Raw genomic sequence first — 17,685 nt, forward strand, 5'->3', positions numbered from 1 at the left:
TCTCTTCATTCTTTCTTTCCTTTGGCAGCATTGGCCCTCATTTGCGCCCGACGTTCAGCAATTTTTCGTCGGATTTCTTCGGCACTGTTTTTCTGTGCTTCTTTGTCATCGGCACCATCTTTGTTTTTGTTTCTGTTGTTCTTATTGCGGTTGTTTCGTTTCCGATCACGGGTGATGGCTTTGTTGCCACCTCCGGCCAATTGACCACTGAACACTTCCAACTCCAACTCGACCGGCTCTTCGCCATCGGCCACAAAAGTCACAGCCCGCGGTTTGATCTGATTAACCACCCACAAACCCTGGTCACCAGGCAAAGGCATGCCTTGTTTCAGGGTCACCCGTTCGCGACTGAGTTCATCGTAGACCATGGCATAACTGTTTTCATCGGTGATGATGATGCTGGTCACTTTGGCTTTCAGGGGTTCAGCTTCGACCGGATCAGTGGTTGGGTCTACAACCGGATCTTCAGGTGGTGGTACAAAAGGGGTTCGGTCATCACTGAACAAAGGGGCATCGGTGATTTGCACCACCATTTTGTCACTGACTTTGACCAGATTGTCTTCCTCAGCCACCTCCAATTGGGTCAAGGTAGACGGATCAAACGGTTCCGGCTCCATCGAATCGGTGCCACGGCCCCAGCCGAACAGCTGCAGTGCCGCCAACAACATCAGCACACCTATGAAGACCAGCAGGCCATTGGCAAACACGTTATTTTTCATCGTCTTTTTCGATCGGATTCTTTAAAAACGCAAACAAATCAAAGCGGATTTCCAGGTTTTCCGGCGCTGAGGGTTGATTGGCATTTTTTCTGTAGCGGTTCACATTACGTGACTCAACACGCAAATCAGTGACAAACAATGAAGGGGTGTTTTCTTCAATCAATTCAAGTATTTTGACAAAGATTTCGTATTGGCAGCGCATTCTAACACGCAATATTATTTTTTCAAATTGCTCGGGTTCGCGGTCCTGAGTGGGCGACTGGCTGATGATTTGACAGGCAGCGGTTTCATCGGTTTGTTGATTGACGATGTTTTTAAAGATCGAAGTGATCTCGGCATTGCCCAGGTTTTTTGAATCGGCCTGTAGAAATTCATTGTTGGAACCCACCGCCGCTTTAACGTCTTGCAACAATTTTCGCAATTCCGGCGTTTTGGCCGCTTCATTGATGTACTGCTGTCGGGAATCATTGAGCATCACAATTTCTTCGTTTTTTTCCGCATGGGCCACAAAGAACCAGTGGAAAAACAAAAAGTAAATGGTGGTCAACATCAGCAACAGCACCAGCAGGGCCGCCCAGCGACTGACGCGTGGATCAAGATTCATTGCCAGCCTCCTCGGCATCGGCCGGTTTGAAGTCCGAACGGATGGTGAATTTTTCTTTGCCGGTGCGGGGGTTTTGCGTCACATTACCTATGATCGCCGGCTCATACCACAGCGCCGATTGGTTCAAAATGGGGATCAAGGCATTGGCATTGACCGACTCACCGACCACTTCCAATCGTTCGTTGTCAATCATCACCCGGGTCAAAAAGGTATTCATCGGGACTTTTTGGGTCAACTCACTGAACATCAACAACCGGGATGGGGTGTTCTTTTTCAGGTTGCCCAGAAAGTTGGCCGCCTGGATGGATTCATTCAGTTGGTTCTCAATCAGCTTGGCGCGGCGGGCATCTTTGCGCAACTCTGTCACTTGGGCTTCCAAAGATTCGATTTTGGCTTGTTTGTTTTCCAGTGATGAAAACATCACAAACCACAACAAAGCAATGGCCACAGCCGACAAGCCAGCATTCCATTTGATCTGGGTCCAGTCTTTTTTCTTGCGCACTTCTTTGGGCAACAAGTTTACACCCATGGCTTGGGGTTGCTGGGCATCACCGCAGTTGACATCGATGCCAGACAATTGCACGCCTTTGGCTTCAAACAAGGACACCAAAGTATTCAGCTCGTCTTGTTTGATGGCGGTTAAGGTCACGGGGAATTTTTCACTGCCCTCAACCACTTCGCCTTTGTCGCAAGAAAACACCACTTCATCGGCTTTGAATGGGATGTACTTATCCAATTCGAATTGCAGCACCGACTCCACCTCGTTGTACACCGCCACGGGCAAGGCCACTTCCCGAATCAGCACTTTGGCTTCGGGCAACAAACAGGTGACTTCTGTGGTTTGCTCGGCGGTGCCCAAATAGTGATTCAACTGATGCCACCATTCTTTGTCGGCCACCGTGTCGTCGCAGGTCAAGGTCGACATTTCATGGCCTTCTTGTTGCCACAGTTGGACCGCGTCATCACCGGCCTCGGCATCGGTCACAAACACCGACAAAGAACGGGGAAACAACTTGGCTTGATACTGGCTGGGTACCATGGCTTTCATTTCGGTGGTCCACCATACCATGAAGGCATGGATGCTGGACTGTTGGTACCACTGCGATAAGGGTTCGGTTATTTTTTCAATGTATGTTGTCATTTGTGTTCGTTATCTCTCCAACGCACCACCCGAAACGGGCGTCCTTGTAAATTACCACCCATCCTGATGGTGGCATCGATTTCAGCATATTGTTTGTTGGGCAAGGTGGCCTTACTGATGATGCTGAAAGTGGTTCCGCCGCCGCGAAACTGCCCATTATAGCCTTCGGCCAGGATCGGCAGCTGTCCATTGACATCTTCGATGCCATGACGTTCGGCAATGAACGCATCGGCCATTTCACCGGTGATGCCATCGATTGACATCAGCACTTCTTTGGGGGCAAAAGCCAAATTGATGTTTTTGCGGCCTGAATAGACCGTCAATGCCGGTTGGATTTTTTGGTAGACCTCATAATCAATACCCATCACCTGGATCAGTTCTGGCACCGTGTCAAACGGAGCGTCTTTGGCCCCATGGGGGTATCCGGCAGCGAAATAATCCGCGTCTTCGGCACCGGCCAGTCTGATTTCTTCATCGGCATCTTTCCAATCCATGATTTTGTCCACCAGTCCAATGGCTTCATCGTATTCAATGCCCACTGAGGCAAACAATCCCACCAAAAGTTCCTCGCCGGCCTGATTCAAATCAATTTTGCCTGATTCATCGGTGATCTTGATTTCAATGGAGGCACCGTCCAATTGAAACCGATGCACCCGACCATCGGCAATCCAACGGGTTTCGGGGTCGGGGTTGCGCAATTCATAGACCGCTCGATTGAGACCAGCCTCGGCCAAAAACCGGGCTTGCGCCTCATTGAACAGGATGCGCGATTGCAAACTTTCGGTGCGCGCTGACAAGGCAAAGCTGCCAGCAATGACGCTCATCAACAGCGTCACCCAAAGCACCAAGACCAAGGCAATTCCTTGTTGCCGCTTCATCATTTGGTCTCACCGTTGTTGTCGCGGTTTTGCAACATGTTCAAGGTGCTGTTGCGCCTGCGCATGTTGGCACTGGAGCCATCCACTTGGATCGCCACTTGTAACAAGGGCCAGTCTTCTTTGGCTTCGGCCTGCATTTCCAGGTCCAACTGCACCAGCAGGGGCATGGCCACCGGGTTTTCCAATTCATTGACCCAATCGGTGGGCAAGCCTTCTTCATCCACTTCAATGAAGGCAAAGGCGCCATCCCGGATGTTTTCCAGCAGCACAATGGGTTCGGCTGAATCAAAGGCCGATTGCTCATCCTCGTCGTCGTAATTGCTCATCAATCCATGGGTGAATTGCAACAGCATGCCACCATCGGCGTTGACCAATTCCAGTTTTTGGATGTGGGGACCACCCGAGCCGAGGTAGCCAGGCATTTGTCCTACATAGGTGATCGAACTGGCATCGCCCATGAATTTCAGAATTTGCCCATCATTTGATTCGGCCACCCCAATGCCCATGGCTCGGGACACCTGGTGTCGGATGATGCCTTGGATCACCCTCATTTCATTGATGGCGGTGATGCGTTTTTCACCTTTTTCAGCCGTGCGACGCCCGGCATCGATGCCCGAAAAAATCATCGCCATGATCATCGCCAACAAGGTGAACACCACGATGACCTCGATCAAGGTAAAACCCTGCTGTTGCCGCCTCATCGGCCCACCTCTCTGGACTGGCTGTAATCCGCGGTCATCGCCCGCAAGGTCACAAAATCGGCACTGCGCCGTTGTCCGCGACCATCCAACCAACTCAAGGTCAGATTGACTTTGTACAGGTCAACCGGGGCAAAATCCATTTGCACATTGCCATCATAAGGCACCTCATAAGGCACTATCGACACGTTCCAATCAACCTCATCATCAAAGCTGCCTGACTCAGAACCTTCTTCAATGGGGATGATCAGGCCGACTTCATCCATTTTGCTCTGTGCCAACAGCGCAATCTTCGACCGCTCAGAAGATTTGATGGTGTTGGTGCTGGAATTCGACAAGACTTCCAAAATCACCATAAAGGTCATGGCCAAAATGGTGAAGGACGCAATCACTTCAATCAGGGTGAAACCCTGGTGACGCCTGCGGTTGTTTGGCATCGAGCGCCGGCTCATACCTCGGTGTCCTTGAACAGCCTGATTTCGCCGGTCAGCCAAGCCACATTGATGCGCCAAAAGCGTTCATCGTAAATCAAGGTCACCCGACCACCGGTGGAGGAGCCGTCTGAAAAGAACCGAAAACCGGCCTGCTCTTCACTCGGCACTTCAGAAGCCGCGGCATACACCTTCAACTCCATGCCCTCGGGCAACACCACTTTGGGTCGGCCTGGGGCCTGGTATGATTTTTCCCGCACGTTGATGATCAAGCGTTGTTCTTGGTGTTTCACCACCGCTTGTGACCGGGTGTAGCGCAATGCCGCCACCAAGTCTTTACTGGCACCCCGGATCTTGCTGGCTTTCAGGGAACCAGACATGTTGAAGGCCACGGTGCCTGCCAGCACGGCCAGCATCACCAGCACCACCAGCACTTCGATCAATGTGAAACCAGAACGGCGCATCAAACAAGGGTTGGCTTATTGCCAGTTACCAATGTCGGCCGACAACTTGTCACCACCGGGGCTTTTGTCTTTGGCATACGAATAAATGTCAAAAGACTGGCCATGTTGGCTGTTGGCGGAAAACAGATAGGGTTCACCCCAGGGGTCTTTGAGTTCTTTCTCACTGGCATACGGTCCCATCCACATGGAGTCGCCGTTGTCGCTGGCCAGTTCACTCAAACTGTCAGGCAAATTGCCGGTATCGAGGTAAAACTCACTGACGGCTTGGGTCAGTTTTTTCACTTCAATTTGGGCTTGTTTGTATTTGGCTTTGTCCTGGCCACCAGTGACATTGGTCACCACCAAGCCAAAGATCACGGCCAAAATGGTCATCACCACCAGCACCTCAATCAAACTGAAGCCTTGTTGTTTTCTTTTGTTGTTCTTCATCAATTTCATCCTACAAATTCGCTCATGTTCATCATCGGCATCAGGATGGCAAACACAATGGTAAAAATAAAACCTGCCAGAATCAGCACCAACACAGGTACCAACACCGACAGCATTCGCTCGATGGTGTTTTTCACTTCACCATCATAAGTGTCTGATGCCCGCACGAGCATCTCGTCTAAATTGCCGGTTTCCTCACCGACACTCAACAGCTGCTGAGCCAGTTTTGGAAAGGCCTCTTCTTTGGCCAGCGCCTCTGACAACGGCGCCCCGTGTTTGACCTTTTCTGAGGCCTCACTGATGGCCTTGAGGATCACCGTGTTGTTGATCACTTTTTTGGCCACCGACAAACCGGTCAGCAGGGGCACCCCGCTGTCTGCCAGGGTCCCCAGGGTGCGGGTGAATTTGGCGGTTTCCACCCGGGTGATCAATTCACCAAACAAGGGTAAGCGCAACATCCGCTGATCCCAGTTGTAGCGGAACTCGGGTTCTTTGAGTTTTTGCTTGAACAGCAACACCAGCACCACGATCAGAATCAAAAACACCCACCACAGGCTTTGCACCAAAGCCGCTGCCGCGAACACCACTTGGGTGATCAAGGGCAGCTCGATGTTGGCCTCCTCAAACAGGGGCTTGAATTTGGGCACCACTTTGGCCAACAGAATGAACAAAGAGCCCACTGCCAGCACCATCAAGATGGCCGGGTAGATCATGGCGGAAACCACCGAGTCCTTCAGCTCTTTCGAGCTTTTTAAATAATCACTGAGGCGTTGCAGTGAAGTCTCCAAGGTGCCGCCCATTTCACCGGCGCGGACCATGTTGGTGTACATGGTGGAAAACACCCCGTGTTGTTCTTCCAGGGCATCGGACAAAGAGCCCCCTCCGCGCACTTTGTCGCGGACCTGTTCGACCATGGTGCGGATGCGTTCGTCTTCAGACAAGTCGATCATCACCGACAGTGAGCGATCCAGTGGCATGCCTGAGTTCAGCAAGGTCGCTAACTGTTCGGTGAAAAAACCCACTTGCTTGGCGGTGACTTTGTTGCGCTTGGCCAACAGGTTTTCCAACGAAAACCCAGGCTTGAGTTCTTTGGCCGACACCGGCATGTTACCGGCCTCTTGGATTTTGGCAATCACTTCGGCTTGCGAAGCGGCTTCCAAATGCCCTTCCAGTTGCTCCCCAGTGGGGGTGATTGCTTTGTAGATAAACTGTGCCATTATTCGTGTGATACCCTGATGACTTCTTCAAAACTGGTGTCGCCAGCCAAACATTTCAACAAGCCATCTTCATACATGGTGAGCATGCCTTCGGTCTGGGCTTGTCGTTGCAGATCACCGGCAGTGGCCCCTTGCATCACCATGCGGCGCAATTCTTCGGTCATGCTCAAACATTCCAGAATCGACATCCGACCGGCATAGCCGGTGGGATTCTCTTCTGAGGGCCTGGGCCGATAAAAATGCCACTCCGTGTCATTGGTGAGGCGACTCAAGTTCAATTCTTTGGCCATTTCCGGCATCACCCGGTAACGCTCCATGCTGCTTTTGTCCAAGCGCCGCACCAGCCGCTGGGCCAACAAGCCATTAACGGTTGAGGTCAACAGGTAATCTTCCACCCCCATGTCAATCATCCGGGTGATGCCACCGGCGGCTGAGTTGGTATGGATGGTGGACAACACCAAGTGACCGGTGAGGGCCGACTGGATGGCGATTTTGGCGGTTTCTAAATCCCGCATCTCACCGATCATGATGATGTCCGGATCTTGCCGCACGATGGCGCGCAAGGCGGTGGAAAAATCCAGGCCAATGGAGGCCTTGGCTTGAATTTGGTTGATGCCGGTCAGTTGGTACTCCACCGGATCTTCAACCGTGATGATTTTGCGGTCTTCGGTGTTCAACCGTTGCAAAGCGGTGTACAAGGTGGTGGTTTTACCACTACCGGTGGGACCAGTCACCAACAGAATGCCGTGAGGCATTTCCAGCACTTTGAGGAATGGCTTTAAGGTGTGATCACGGAAACCCAACTGATTGAAGTCAAACACAATGCTTTCGCGGTCCAATATCCGCATCACCACACTTTCACCATAGGACGTGGGCACGGTGGATACCCGCAAATCCAATTCTTTGCCTTGAACCCGCAGCATGATGCGGCCGTCTTGCGGCAAGCGCCGCTCGGCGATGTTCAGTTTGGCCATGATTTTGATCCGCGAGATCACCGCAGCGGTGGAGCGGGCAGGTGGCGATTCCACTTCATGCAACACCCCATCCAGGCGGTAACGCACTTTCAAACGGTTTTCAAACGGTTCGATGTGGATGTCCGAGGCCCGGGATTCAACCGCCCGTTGCATGATCATGTTAACCAAACGGATCACCGGCGCTTCACTGGCCAAATCTTTCAGGTGTTCAACGTCTTCAACCTCGCCGCCTTCATTGGACAAGCCTTCGACCAATTGGCCCATGGCAGATTTGCCACCGCCATAATAACGTTCTATGGCATTTTCCACATCGGAAGGCAGGCCGATTTTGATTTCCAGTTCTTTGTCGGCCACCATTTTGATGGCTTTGGTCAGGTATTTTTCGTAAGGATAAACCATGACCACTGTTAATGTGTCTTCGGTTTCAGCCAAAGGCACAAACTGGTTTTCACGCATGTAGCGGATGGGGAATTCGACATCAACTGAAGTGGTTTCAGGCAAATCTTTGTCGCTGATGATGGGCAGTTCCATCAGTTCGTTGATGGAAGCGGCCACATCCCGCTCAGAGGCCAACCCCAGGCGCACCAACAGTGGCACCAGAGACACCCCAAAACTCTCCTTGTTCAAACGCAAACCCCGTTGCAAATCCTCTTCTTTCAGCCGCCCTTGCTCAACCAAATATTGGCTCAGCTTGGCTTCGAAGCTCAGCGGCGCAGGGGCTTCAGTTGCTTGTTCTTCTGTCACTTGTTCAGTCACTTTATCAGTCATGTTTTGACCCATTCACTCTCTGTTGCTTGAAGGGCTTTTCAAGCATGTTTCTCTCTGACAGTCCCGATGCATCAAAGTTTCTCAGGATTACGCATTGCCCTGTTCTCCATTGTACTGAGTTATGGCCTCAATAAAACGTCTATTCAATAAAACCCACAGCAAGATGGGCACCACCGCCGGCACAATCAAGTACGACAGTTGATACATGGCCGCCACCAGGTTGTGGCTGATGCCGGTGGCATCAATCGCCGCGAAGGCCTCGCCGCCACCAGAAAACAGCAACGACTTGCAGGTGTCCCAAAACACCCCGTTGGCTTGCACCAAACACATCACCACATACCCCAGCAACAGTTGCAGCGCCCGATGCTTGGTACCAATGTCAGGGACCGACAAGACCAAGCCAGCAAACAATGGCAGCCCATACCCATACTTCATGGGATTGGCCGTGACTTCCAACACCGCCAGTTGTTGACTTGCGTTAGCCAGATTTTCAGGAAACACCAAAGTTTGTACCTGAAACATAAACTGCTGCTGGATGATGCCATTGAACAAGTCCGGTTGCCACCATTGCATGACGCCAGCAGCCAGCCATTTGACCGGCAACACCAGCACCGATGCGGCAAAAAACCACAAAAAAAAGCACAGCGGTAAAAACAAAACCGCACTGATGAACAAGTTTTTGATTGGTGATTTCATGTCCGGGTATTAACCAACAAACAACCTGGCATTATAAAACATTCGCATCCACGGTGAGTTTTCACCCCAGCTGGCAGGCGCACAGGACATCTGCACCGTGCGGAACACCCGCTCTGGATGGGGCATCATGGCCAGCACCCGACCGCCGGCGCCACTGACCGCCGCCACTGCCTGATCCGAGCCATTGGGATTGAATGGATACTGTTGGGTCAATTGGCCGTGGTTGTCCACATATTGGGCAGCCATTTGGGCCGGATCGGCCGTGGCAGAACCGTAGCTGGCCCGACCTTCACCATGGGCGATGGCCACCGGAATTTGCGCCCCGGCCATGCCAGCAAAAAACACATTGTCGGTGTCATTGATCAGCAATTGCGAGAACCGGGCTTCAAATTGTTCGCTGTCATTGCGCAAGAAATCAGGCCAGTGGTCGGTGTCTGGAATGATGGCGCGCAAACCTGACAGCATTTGGCAACCGTTACAAACACCCAAAGTAAATTTGCTTTCATCGGCAAAGAACGCGCTGAATTGCGCCCGCAGCATGGGGTTGAACAAAATGGTCTTGGCCCAACCCAGGCCGGCACCCAACACGTCACCATAAGAAAAACCACCACAGGCGACCAGACCGGTAAAATCGCCCAACTGCACGGTTTGATCGATCAAATCCTGCATGTGCACATCGACACAATCAAAACCCGCACGCATGAAAGCCGCAGCCATTTCATTATGGCCATTGACCCCCTGCTCGCGCAGCACCGCCAACTTGGGTCGTGGCTGGTCCACCAAATGGGCGATCAAATCGGCTTCAAATTCAAAGTTCACCAGCGGTTGGATGCCCGGGTTATCGGCTTGGATGAGGTCATGTTCTTGTTGAGCAGCCTCAGGGTTGTCACGGTGAGCGGCCATGCGATGGCTGACTTGAGACCAAATCGCCTCCAATTCGGACAAAGCCCAGCGGCTTTCGCCTTGTTGATGATGCACCACAAAGTCAGGGTCTTGTTGTACCTGACCAACGCGGTGGGCCATGCCTGCCAAGTCATGCTGTGCCAGCAAATCCTGCCACTGTTGTTGTTGGTCAGTTGGCACCTCAACCACCACCCCGGGCTCTTCAGCAAACAACCAGCCCAAGTCATCACCGGGCAGCGACGCCACATCCAACTGCACCCCACAATGCCCGGCAAAGGCCATTTCCGCCAACGCGGCCAACAAGCCACCATCTGAGCGGTCATGGCAAGCCACAATGTGCCGTTGCTGCACCGCGGTGTTCATCAAAGCAAACAAGCGGGCCAAGGCTTGGGGGTCATCCAGGTCTGGGGCTTCTTGGCCCATCTGACCCAGGGTTTGGTACAGCACCGAGCCACCCAGACGATGCTTGCCAGCAGACAAATCCAGCAACCACAACTCATGACCGGCGGTACCGGACAATTGTGGGGTGAGGTGACGGCTCACATCAGTCACCGGGGCAAACGCCGAAACCACTAATGACATGGGGGCGGTGACGGTTTTCTTAAAGTCACCGTCTTGCCAACTGGTTTGCATGGACATCGAGTCCTTACCCACTGGGATGCCGATGTCCAAGGCCGGGCATAATTCCATGCCGACGGCTTTGACCGCTTCGAACAAGGCCTGGAATTCACCGGGCGCGGCGCTGGCCGCCATCCAATTGGCGGACAATTTGATGTCAGACAACCGCTCAATGCCCACGCCCAGGAGGTTGGTGATGGCTTCACTCACGGCCATGCGTGCCGAAGCGGCAGGATTGATCAAAGCCAAGGGGGTGCGTTCGCCCACGGCCATGGCTTCTCCGGCCAGAGACTCATAATCTCTGAGGGTGATGCCACAATCGGCCACCGGCACTTGCCAAGGCCCCACCATCTGGTCACGGTGGATCAAACCAGAAACGGTGCGGTCACCGATGGTGATGAGGTACTTTTTACTGGCCACGGTGGGGAAGGACAGCACCGCCTGCACCTGCTGCTCAAGACTTTGGGTGCCCAAATCCACGGCTTTGGTTGGGGGTGTTTGGCGCTCGATATTGATCTGTGTTTTGGGGGTGTTACCAAACAGCAATGACATGGGAATGTCCACCGGGCTGTTGTTAAAATGGGCGTCATTGACTTGCAGTGTTTGTCTGGCCGTCGCTTGACCCATGACGGCATAAGGACAACGTTCCCGCTGACACAAGGCTTCAAATTCAGCCAATTTTTCTGGTTTGATGGACAACACATAACGCTCTTGTGACTCATTACACCAGACCTCCATGGGCGACATGGACACGTGATCAATTTGCAGTCGGCGCAATTCAATTTCACCACCCAAAGCGGCATCGTCCAAGATTTCCGGGATGGCATTCGACAAGCCACCGGCCCCCACATCATGGATGGAACGTATGGGGCTGTCAGTCTGTTGATACCAACAGCGATCAATCACTTCCTGACAGCGGCGTTGCATTTCTGGGTTGCCGCGTTGGACCGAAGCAAAATCCAAAGCTTCCTGGCCATCGGCGCTGGAAATGGAACTGGCCGCGCCACCACCGAGCCCGATGAGCATGGCCGGTCCACCCAAGACCACGATGTGATCACCGGCCTGGGTGTCTTGTTTGAGGCCATGGATGCGATTGACATTACCCAAACCACCGGCCAACATGATGGGTTTGTGGTATCCCCGCCAACTGTGGTCGGTGCCACCGGCCACCGTGAAGTTCCTGAAATAACCACAAATGTTCGGGCGGCCAAACTCATTGTTGAATGCCGCCGCACCAATCGGGCCCTTCTGCATGATTTCAAAGGCCGTGGCCATGCGGCTTGGGGTGCCTGGGGCCCCTTGTTCCCAAGCTTCGGGGTGGCCGGGGATGTGCAAGTGGCTGACCGAAAAACCACACAGGCCGGCTTTGGGTCTGGCCCCTTGACCGGTGGCCGCTTCATCGCGGATCTCACCACCGGAACCGGTGGCCGCTCCTGCAAAGGGCTCGATACCAGTCGGGTGGTTGTGGGTCTCTACTTTGATCAACACATCGATGTCCTGTGGCACCTGACGGTACTGGTGGTCGGCATCGGTGGTCATGCGCAAGCCTTGGCCGCCGGCAAACACCGCCGCGTTGTCCTTGTAAGCCGAGGTGGCGGGAGCCGAAGTTTTGGCTTCGGTGTTTTTGATCATTTTGAACAAAGACAGCGGCTGGTCCTCACCATTGATTTGCCAATCGGCGTTGAAAATTTTGTGCCGACAATGCTCCGAATTGGCCTGGGCAAACATCATCAGTTCAACGTCGGTGGGCATTTTGCCCGCCGCCATGTAACTGTCATACAAATAGTCGATCTCTTCGGCAGACAAGGCCAGTCCCAAAGACTGGTTCAATTCCACCAGGGCTGCTTTACCGCCACTGTGCAGGTCAATTTGTTGCACGGGTTTGGGCGCGTGGTGATCAAACAAGCCACGCAACTCGGACCGCTGTGCATACAAACCTTCGGTCATGCGGTCATGCATCAAGCGGTCGACCCGTTCACTGCGCGCACTGACGGTCATCAAACGACCGGCTTCAACCCGAGTAACGGCATCCAAACCGCAATGTTTGAAGATGTCGGTGGCTTTGGTGGACCAGGGAGAAATGGTACCGGGTCGCGGCATCACCAACACCTGGTTGGGTGCCACTTCGGCGGTGCTCAATTGGGCCGTCAGCAATTGACCCACTTGTTCAATGGCCGCTTCATCCAAGGTGCCATCGACTTCCACCACGTAGTAGTGTTGAGCCTGTTCCAAGGCCTGCTGGCTGGACTGGTCTTGCAATTCTTGATTGATTTTTTTCAGCCGAAATGGCGAATACACATCGGCACCAACAAAGGTCAGCAATTGGTAGGTCATGGTGGCGGTCAATAAAAAAACGTGTATTTTACATGATCAGGTCAAGTGATGCGCTTGACAAGTTCAGAAAAACCCTGACCAAACACAAAAAAAGCCGATGGCATGGTCAGACCATGACACCGGCTGTTCGATCGGGACCGTTAACGGCCCAGCAATCAGGGTTTGTTGATGGCATCCAAACGTTGTTTGAGCTGTGCTGGTGGCAAGTAGCCCGGCATCATCATGCCATTGTCCAACACCAATGCTGGGGTGCCAGAAACACCGGCTGACAAACCGGCATTGTAATGATCGGCGATGGGGTTGTCACATTGTTTTGGGTCCACCGGCTCACCGGCTTTGGCCATGGTCATGGCCTGTTGTTGGTCAGCGGCACACCACACATTGACGGCCTTATCAAAGGAGCCGGATTGTAAGCCAGCACGGGGGAAAAACAAGTATGAAATACCAATACCCATGGCATTGTATTGCTCCATTTCTGCGTGCAGCTTGCGGCAATAGCCGCAGTCAATGTCGGTGAATACCGTGACGTGGTAATCCATTTTTTCCGGATAAAAATTGATCCGTTGCGAATCGCCCATTTTGCCCATCAAATCTTTGCGCAACAAAGATTTCTTTTGGTCGGTCAAATCAACCCGATTCTCAATATCAAACAAACTGCCATTGACAATGTATTTACCATCGGCGCTGAGGTACAAAATTTCACTGCCTCGGCCACCATCAATCATCACTTCTTTGATGCCGGCAATGGGGGTGTCATCCACCGCCACGACTTTGACATTGCCTTTGGTGACTTTGTTCAATGCGGCTTGGTATGTCTCCAGATCATTGTCAGCGAAAGCCACGCCAGCCAACAGGATCAGGATCAGGGTAATGATGTTATTCATGTGTTTTCCTTCATAAGTTTGATCAGGTATGACAACAATCTGTGGCGATTGTTCATCAAAAGATGACCCATTCTATCCAACTGCCGTGAAAAATCCATTGATATTTGTGCTATTCACCCGAATCACCCACGGGTCAACCCCGCGGATGATGACTGGCATGCAATTGCTTGAGCTTTTCTTTGGCCACCAAAGTGTAGATTTGGGTGGTTGATAAATCGCTGTGACCCAGCAGCATTTGCACCACCCGCAAATCAGCCGAATGGTTCAACAAATGGGTGGCGAATGAATGGCGCAACACATGGGGTGATGGCGCCGGTTGAATCATGGCTGTTTGGGCATGCTTCTTGACCCGATACCAAAAAGCCTGACGGCTCATCACCGTGCCTTTTTGATTGAAAAACAGATACCCTCGGTTGTGTTGTATTTGTTGTTTTTGGGTCTTGATGTACCGTTCCAGCCAGGCCATGCAGTCTTCACCAAATGGAATCAACCGTTCTTTGCCACCTTTGCCTTGAATCCGCACCACACCTTGATTCAAATTCACTTGGTTGATTTGTAAGGTCACCAACTCCGACACCCGCATGCCGGTGGCATACATCAGCTCCAGCATGGCCCGGTCACGCAAGCCCAACCAAGTTTGGGTGTCTGGCACCTCAAGCAACTGCTCCACTTGCTGCTCGGTCATTGGCTTGGGCACCGAGCGATGCAATTTGGGTTGCACCACTTCGGCAAAGGGGTTATCGGTGACTTGTCCGGTGCGCTGTAGATACAGATAGAATTGTCTGAGGGCAGAAATCTTGCGCGCAATGGTGCGGCCATTCAGTTGCTGCAGATTGAGTTGTTTGATGTGTGTTAAGGCCTCAGTGGGAGTGGCCGACAACACCACATCGGCTTGGTCATTGAGGTGCTTGAAGAATTGTTGAACGTCGGTCCGGTAACTGTTCAAAGAATGCCTGGAAAATCCTTTTTCCAGTTGTAGGTGACTCAAAAATTGATCCATCAAAGAATCAATTTTGGCATCAGGCATCAGCCGCTTTCGCTTTCTCGGGCGGCTTTTTCTTCCAGGGTGGTTAAGTGCGACAACCACTGTTGGGCATTGTCCCTGGCTTTGTCATATTTAACGGCATTGTTGAATGCGGTGCGCGCTCTTGAATAGTTCTTCAAGCTGGCTTGGCTCATGCCCAACATCAACCAGGCGTTGCCGGTTTTGTTGTCGTCCAATCCGCCTTTTTGCAACGCTGAAGTGATGGACTCAACGGCTTTCGACCAGTCTTCCAAATCCAGATACAAATAGGATCGGGTCAGGTCCATGTCGCCATCGGAGGCAAACTCACTGGCGTTTTCATAGGCCACCAGAGCTTTCTCCAATTCACGGGCTTCATACCAGACGGCACCACACTGCTTCCAATTTTTGAAGTTGGACTCCACGTTGCCCCCATCCAGAGCGGCTTGCAAGGTTTGCGCGGCTTTGAACGGAATGTCGTTATAAGAGTACATTTTGAACAACTGCAGATAATCGCTTTCTTTGTCCAACAAATTCTTGGTTTTGGCCAATTCCAGTACCGCCAGTGATTTCTTGTCTTCTTTCAGGGTGAAATACACCGAAGACAATTGCATCCAATAAGTTTTCTTATCGGGTGCCATGGCAATCAGAATTTGCAGCACGTCGGCCATTTCGCGGTACTCTGACAAGGACGAGTGGAACGCCAACAACAATTGGTACCAAGATTCTTTGGGTTTGTCAGCCAACTGAATCGCTTGTTTGATCGCGGCTTTGCCTTCTCTGAATTCTTCCAATTGTGCGTGGGCATTGGCTTTGATGGCAAACGCCGAGTCGGGAATCTCATCCACCACGGCGAAGTACTTGTCCAGCATGGCCAAGCCACCGCGGTGATCGCCTTCCAGCATCTTGAACTGCGCAATTTGCAGCATCATCTGAAAATGCGTGGTGTTGGGCATGGCGTCAATGTCCACTGATTTTTGGAAGTTTCTGGCCGCCGAATCATAGTTGCCCTGTGAGGCGTCGATGTGACCCAACAATTGATAAATCACGGCTTGAACGTATTCACTGACACCGGACTTCTGTAACATCACAGTCAAACCACCTTTGGCTTCCTCGTATTTCTCATCAGCCAAAAACTCACTGAAGCGGGTGATTTTCTTCGATTGCGCTTCGGTCATTACACCCACTTGACCAGAAGGTTTGCGGATGGGGTTATCGGTTTTCAACGAACCGGCGCTGGCAACAAAGGCAGCCAAACAAAGTAATAAAGCACTCAGTTTTTTCATCGGTAAGCTCCTCTTTTATTCGTCAGGCAAATCAAATTCGATGGTTTGGGTGGCCACTTGTTCCACACCGACGCCATCCACAATCTTGGGCTTGAACTTGAATTTCAAAATGGCCCTAATGGCTTCGCGATCAAAGATTCGACGCGGTTTGGCGTCCACCACTTCAGGGTTGGCCACCGTACCGGTTGGGGTGATGGTGAATTTCACTTTCACCCAGCCTTCGATTTTTGCCATCAATGCTTTGCGAGGGTACTGTGGCGCAATCCGCACAATCGGAATCACCCCACCCTCTTCACTCATGTTGACCTGGCCCACCGCACCCAAGTATGGCCCAGCACCGCCGACACCCAAGTCCAAATTCGGGATGTTGGGGGTGGGCATGTTATTCACCACCTGCTGATTTTGCTGCACATTCATTTTCGGCGGCGGTGGTGGCTCTTTCGGTGGTGGCGGCTTCTTAGGAATCCGTCTTGAACGCTCCCTGACTTCTTCATCCAATTTAACTTTGGTGAAGTCAATGGGTGGCAGTTCATCATCCAAGCGGTTGTTGTTGGCTGACTGACTGACCAGCGTGTGCATGATCAGGTACAGCACCACAGTGATCACTGCAGCAACAAAAGCAACCATCAAGTAACGTGGCAAACTCATACTAATTACCCCTGACCTTTTTCAGCAGCGATCGAAATACTCTCAACACCTGCTGATTTGATTTGGTCCATCACTTCAACCAAATCCCCGGTTCTGGAACCACGGTCGGCGATGATCACCGCACTGGCTTCAGGGTTTTCAGCATGCATCTTTTCCACACGAGAACGAACGGCCCGCAGGTCAACTTCTTGTTTGTTGATCCAAATAACGCCATCTTCTTTGATGGCAACCAAAATGTTACCTTTCTTCACTTGTTTGGCTTGAGAACTGCTGGGACGCGAAATGTCGACACCAGTCTCTTTCACAAACGAAGTGGTCACAATGAAGAAAATCAACATGATGAATACCACGTCCAACATGGGCGTGATGTTGATTTCTGCTTCGTCTTCATGAAAATGTCTTTTTTTCATAGTTATTCTCTTCTGTTGACTCTGACTCTAATTCAATTCAATTAGTTCAAAATCTTTAATGGGATTGCATGCGGTCTTCGAGTTTCTCAGATTCCACGATGGCTTTGTGCTTGAAATAAGTGGTGAAAAACACCCCTGATAAGGCCGCCACCATACCCGCCATGGTGGGGATGGTCGCTTTGGACACACCGCCGGCCATGGCCCTGGCGTTACTGGTACCCGCAATCGCCATGATGTCGAACACCTGCAACATACCATACACCGTACCAAACAGACCAAACAAAGGACTGATGGCCACCAGCGCTTCAAGGAAACCGAGGCCTGAACGCAACTCAATGGATGCTTCAGACACTTTGGCTTGCTTGATTCTCTTGGCATACCAAGTGGTGGTGTCATCCCGTTGATCCCACTCTCGGATGATGCGGTTTCTCAGTTTGGGGTAGGTGACAAAATAAAACCAGGAGCGCTCAAGAATCATCAACCACATGACAAACAGCAAGACCATGATGGCCCAGAGGACTGGGCCACCCATCTCGACAAAACTCAGTATGTCATACCATCGCTCTTTGAGCCAAAACAT

The 17,685-nt window shown here is 51.9% G+C and carries 18 protein-coding genes; all 18 read right to left on the reverse strand.

All coding sequences use genetic code 11. The features are described from left to right. Positions 1-5: 5 nt before the first annotated feature. The 18 genes from K7G70_RS02735 to K7G70_RS02820 all read right to left on the reverse strand — a co-directional run bounded on the left by K7G70_RS02735 (position 6) and on the right by K7G70_RS02820 (position 17,685). Positions 6-719: a hypothetical protein gene (locus K7G70_RS02735; protein ID WP_223787067.1), complete on the reverse strand. Its 714-nt coding sequence runs from the start codon at positions 717-719 to the stop codon at positions 6-8. Continuing rightward, entirely contained in the window at positions 709-1,323 is a 615-nt protein-coding gene (gene gspM / locus K7G70_RS02740) for a type II secretion system protein GspM (protein ID WP_223787068.1), read from the reverse strand. Before gspM ends, K7G70_RS02735 begins: the two co-directional genes overlap by 11 nt. After that, entirely contained in the window at positions 1,313-2,464 is a 1,152-nt protein-coding gene (locus tag K7G70_RS02745; RefSeq protein ID WP_223787069.1) for a PilN domain-containing protein, read from the reverse strand. Before K7G70_RS02745 ends, gspM begins: the two co-directional genes overlap by 11 nt. Then, a complete protein-coding gene (locus K7G70_RS02750) occupies positions 2,461-3,345 on the reverse strand; it encodes a type II secretion system minor pseudopilin (protein WP_223787070.1) in 885 nt (294 codons plus the stop codon). The genes K7G70_RS02745 and K7G70_RS02750 overlap by 4 nt, the downstream gene beginning before the upstream one ends. After that, entirely contained in the window at positions 3,342-4,043 is a 702-nt protein-coding gene (locus K7G70_RS02755; protein WP_223787071.1) for a prepilin-type N-terminal cleavage/methylation domain-containing protein, read from the reverse strand. Before K7G70_RS02755 ends, K7G70_RS02750 begins: the two co-directional genes overlap by 4 nt. Beyond that, on the reverse strand, positions 4,040-4,477 hold the full coding sequence (locus K7G70_RS02760) for a type IV pilus modification PilV family protein (RefSeq protein WP_223787072.1): 438 nt from the start codon (positions 4,475-4,477) through the stop codon (positions 4,040-4,042). The genes K7G70_RS02755 and K7G70_RS02760 overlap by 4 nt, the downstream gene beginning before the upstream one ends. A gap of 11 nt (positions 4,478-4,488) precedes the next feature. Then, positions 4,489-4,935 carry a GspH/FimT family protein gene (locus tag K7G70_RS02765; RefSeq protein ID WP_223787073.1) on the reverse strand — a complete coding sequence of 149 codons (447 nt, stop codon included), beginning with the start codon at positions 4,933-4,935 and terminating at the stop codon, positions 4,489-4,491. A 15-nt stretch (positions 4,936-4,950) separates the two neighbouring features. After that, the gene (gene gspG, locus K7G70_RS02770) at positions 4,951-5,364 is read right to left on the reverse strand and encodes a type II secretion system major pseudopilin GspG (protein WP_223787074.1); all 414 of its coding nucleotides are present in this window, start codon (positions 5,362-5,364) and stop codon (positions 4,951-4,953) included. A gap of 5 nt (positions 5,365-5,369) precedes the next feature. Continuing rightward, positions 5,370-6,581, reverse strand: a complete 1,212-nt coding sequence (locus tag K7G70_RS02775; protein ID WP_223787075.1) for a type II secretion system F family protein — start codon at positions 6,579-6,581, stop codon at positions 5,370-5,372. Beyond that, positions 6,581-8,323, reverse strand: a complete 1,743-nt coding sequence (gene gspE, locus K7G70_RS02780) for a type II secretion system ATPase GspE (protein ID WP_223787076.1) — start codon at positions 8,321-8,323, stop codon at positions 6,581-6,583. The genes K7G70_RS02775 and gspE overlap by 1 nt, the downstream gene beginning before the upstream one ends. Positions 8,324-8,410: 87 nt before the next feature. Continuing rightward, complete coding sequence (locus tag K7G70_RS02785; RefSeq protein WP_223787077.1) at positions 8,411-9,019, reverse strand: exosortase H-associated membrane protein; 609 nt, start codon at positions 9,017-9,019, stop codon at positions 8,411-8,413. A 9-nt stretch (positions 9,020-9,028) separates the two neighbouring features. Next, the gene (purL, locus tag K7G70_RS02790) at positions 9,029-12,874 is read right to left on the reverse strand and encodes a phosphoribosylformylglycinamidine synthase (RefSeq protein ID WP_223787078.1); all 3,846 of its coding nucleotides are present in this window, start codon (positions 12,872-12,874) and stop codon (positions 9,029-9,031) included. A 155-nt stretch (positions 12,875-13,029) separates the two neighbouring features. Further along, positions 13,030-13,758 (reverse strand): thioredoxin fold domain-containing protein, encoded by a 729-nt coding sequence (locus K7G70_RS02795; RefSeq protein WP_223787079.1) that lies wholly within the window; start codon positions 13,756-13,758, stop codon positions 13,030-13,032. A gap of 133 nt (positions 13,759-13,891) precedes the next feature. Beyond that, complete coding sequence (gene xerD / locus K7G70_RS02800; protein ID WP_223787080.1) at positions 13,892-14,785, reverse strand: site-specific tyrosine recombinase XerD; 894 nt, start codon at positions 14,783-14,785, stop codon at positions 13,892-13,894. Continuing rightward, a complete protein-coding gene (locus tag K7G70_RS02805; protein ID WP_223787081.1) occupies positions 14,785-16,047 on the reverse strand; it encodes a tetratricopeptide repeat protein in 1,263 nt (420 codons plus the stop codon). The genes xerD and K7G70_RS02805 overlap by 1 nt, the downstream gene beginning before the upstream one ends. A 15-nt stretch (positions 16,048-16,062) precedes the next feature. Next, positions 16,063-16,695: an energy transducer TonB gene (locus K7G70_RS02810; RefSeq protein ID WP_223787082.1), complete on the reverse strand. Its 633-nt coding sequence runs from the start codon at positions 16,693-16,695 to the stop codon at positions 16,063-16,065. A 5-nt stretch (positions 16,696-16,700) separates the two neighbouring features. After that, positions 16,701-17,105, reverse strand: coding sequence for an ExbD/TolR family protein (locus K7G70_RS02815; RefSeq protein ID WP_223787083.1), 405 nt, complete (start codon positions 17,103-17,105; stop codon positions 16,701-16,703). Between the two features lie 55 nt (positions 17,106-17,160). After that, positions 17,161-17,685 carry a MotA/TolQ/ExbB proton channel family protein gene (locus K7G70_RS02820; protein WP_223787084.1) on the reverse strand — a complete coding sequence of 175 codons (525 nt, stop codon included), beginning with the start codon at positions 17,683-17,685 and terminating at the stop codon, positions 17,161-17,163.

It is taken from the genome of Marinicella meishanensis, from assembly GCF_019931145.1.
GTDB lineage: Bacteria > Pseudomonadota > Gammaproteobacteria > Xanthomonadales > Marinicellaceae > Marinicella > Marinicella meishanensis.

Excerpts from the sequence above, each read along its gene's own strand:
- K7G70_RS02735 (WP_223787067.1), bottom strand. The coding sequence starts at position 719 with ATGAAAAATAACGTGTTTGCCAATGGCCTGCTGGTCTTCATAGGTGTG.
- gspM (WP_223787068.1), bottom strand. The coding sequence starts at position 1,323 with ATGAATCTTGATCCACGCGTCAGTCGCTGGGCGGCCCTGCTGGTGCTG.
- K7G70_RS02745 (WP_223787069.1), bottom strand. The coding sequence starts at position 2,464 with ATGACAACATACATTGAAAAAATAACCGAACCCTTATCGCAGTGGTAC.
- K7G70_RS02750 (WP_223787070.1), bottom strand. The coding sequence starts at position 3,345 with ATGATGAAGCGGCAACAAGGAATTGCCTTGGTCTTGGTGCTTTGGGTG.
- K7G70_RS02755 (WP_223787071.1), bottom strand. The coding sequence starts at position 4,043 with ATGAGGCGGCAACAGCAGGGTTTTACCTTGATCGAGGTCATCGTGGTG.
- K7G70_RS02760 (WP_223787072.1), bottom strand. The coding sequence starts at position 4,477 with ATGCCAAACAACCGCAGGCGTCACCAGGGTTTCACCCTGATTGAAGTG.
- K7G70_RS02765 (WP_223787073.1), bottom strand. The coding sequence starts at position 4,935 with ATGCGCCGTTCTGGTTTCACATTGATCGAAGTGCTGGTGGTGCTGGTG.
- gspG (WP_223787074.1), bottom strand. The coding sequence starts at position 5,364 with ATGAAGAACAACAAAAGAAAACAACAAGGCTTCAGTTTGATTGAGGTG.
- K7G70_RS02775 (WP_223787075.1), bottom strand. The coding sequence starts at position 6,581 with ATGGCACAGTTTATCTACAAAGCAATCACCCCCACTGGGGAGCAACTG.
- gspE (WP_223787076.1), bottom strand. The coding sequence starts at position 8,323 with ATGACTGATAAAGTGACTGAACAAGTGACAGAAGAACAAGCAACTGAA.
- K7G70_RS02785 (WP_223787077.1), bottom strand. The coding sequence starts at position 9,019 with ATGAAATCACCAATCAAAAACTTGTTCATCAGTGCGGTTTTGTTTTTA.
- purL (WP_223787078.1), bottom strand. The coding sequence starts at position 12,874 with ATGACCTACCAATTGCTGACCTTTGTTGGTGCCGATGTGTATTCGCCA.
- K7G70_RS02795 (WP_223787079.1), bottom strand. The coding sequence starts at position 13,758 with ATGAATAACATCATTACCCTGATCCTGATCCTGTTGGCTGGCGTGGCT.
- xerD (WP_223787080.1), bottom strand. The coding sequence starts at position 14,785 with ATGCCTGATGCCAAAATTGATTCTTTGATGGATCAATTTTTGAGTCAC.
- K7G70_RS02805 (WP_223787081.1), bottom strand. The coding sequence starts at position 16,047 with ATGAAAAAACTGAGTGCTTTATTACTTTGTTTGGCTGCCTTTGTTGCC.
- K7G70_RS02810 (WP_223787082.1), bottom strand. The coding sequence starts at position 16,695 with ATGAGTTTGCCACGTTACTTGATGGTTGCTTTTGTTGCTGCAGTGATC.
- K7G70_RS02815 (WP_223787083.1), bottom strand. The coding sequence starts at position 17,105 with ATGAAAAAAAGACATTTTCATGAAGACGAAGCAGAAATCAACATCACG.
- K7G70_RS02820 (WP_223787084.1), bottom strand. The coding sequence starts at position 17,685 with ATGTTTTGGCTCAAAGAGCGATGGTATGACATACTGAGTTTTGTCGAG.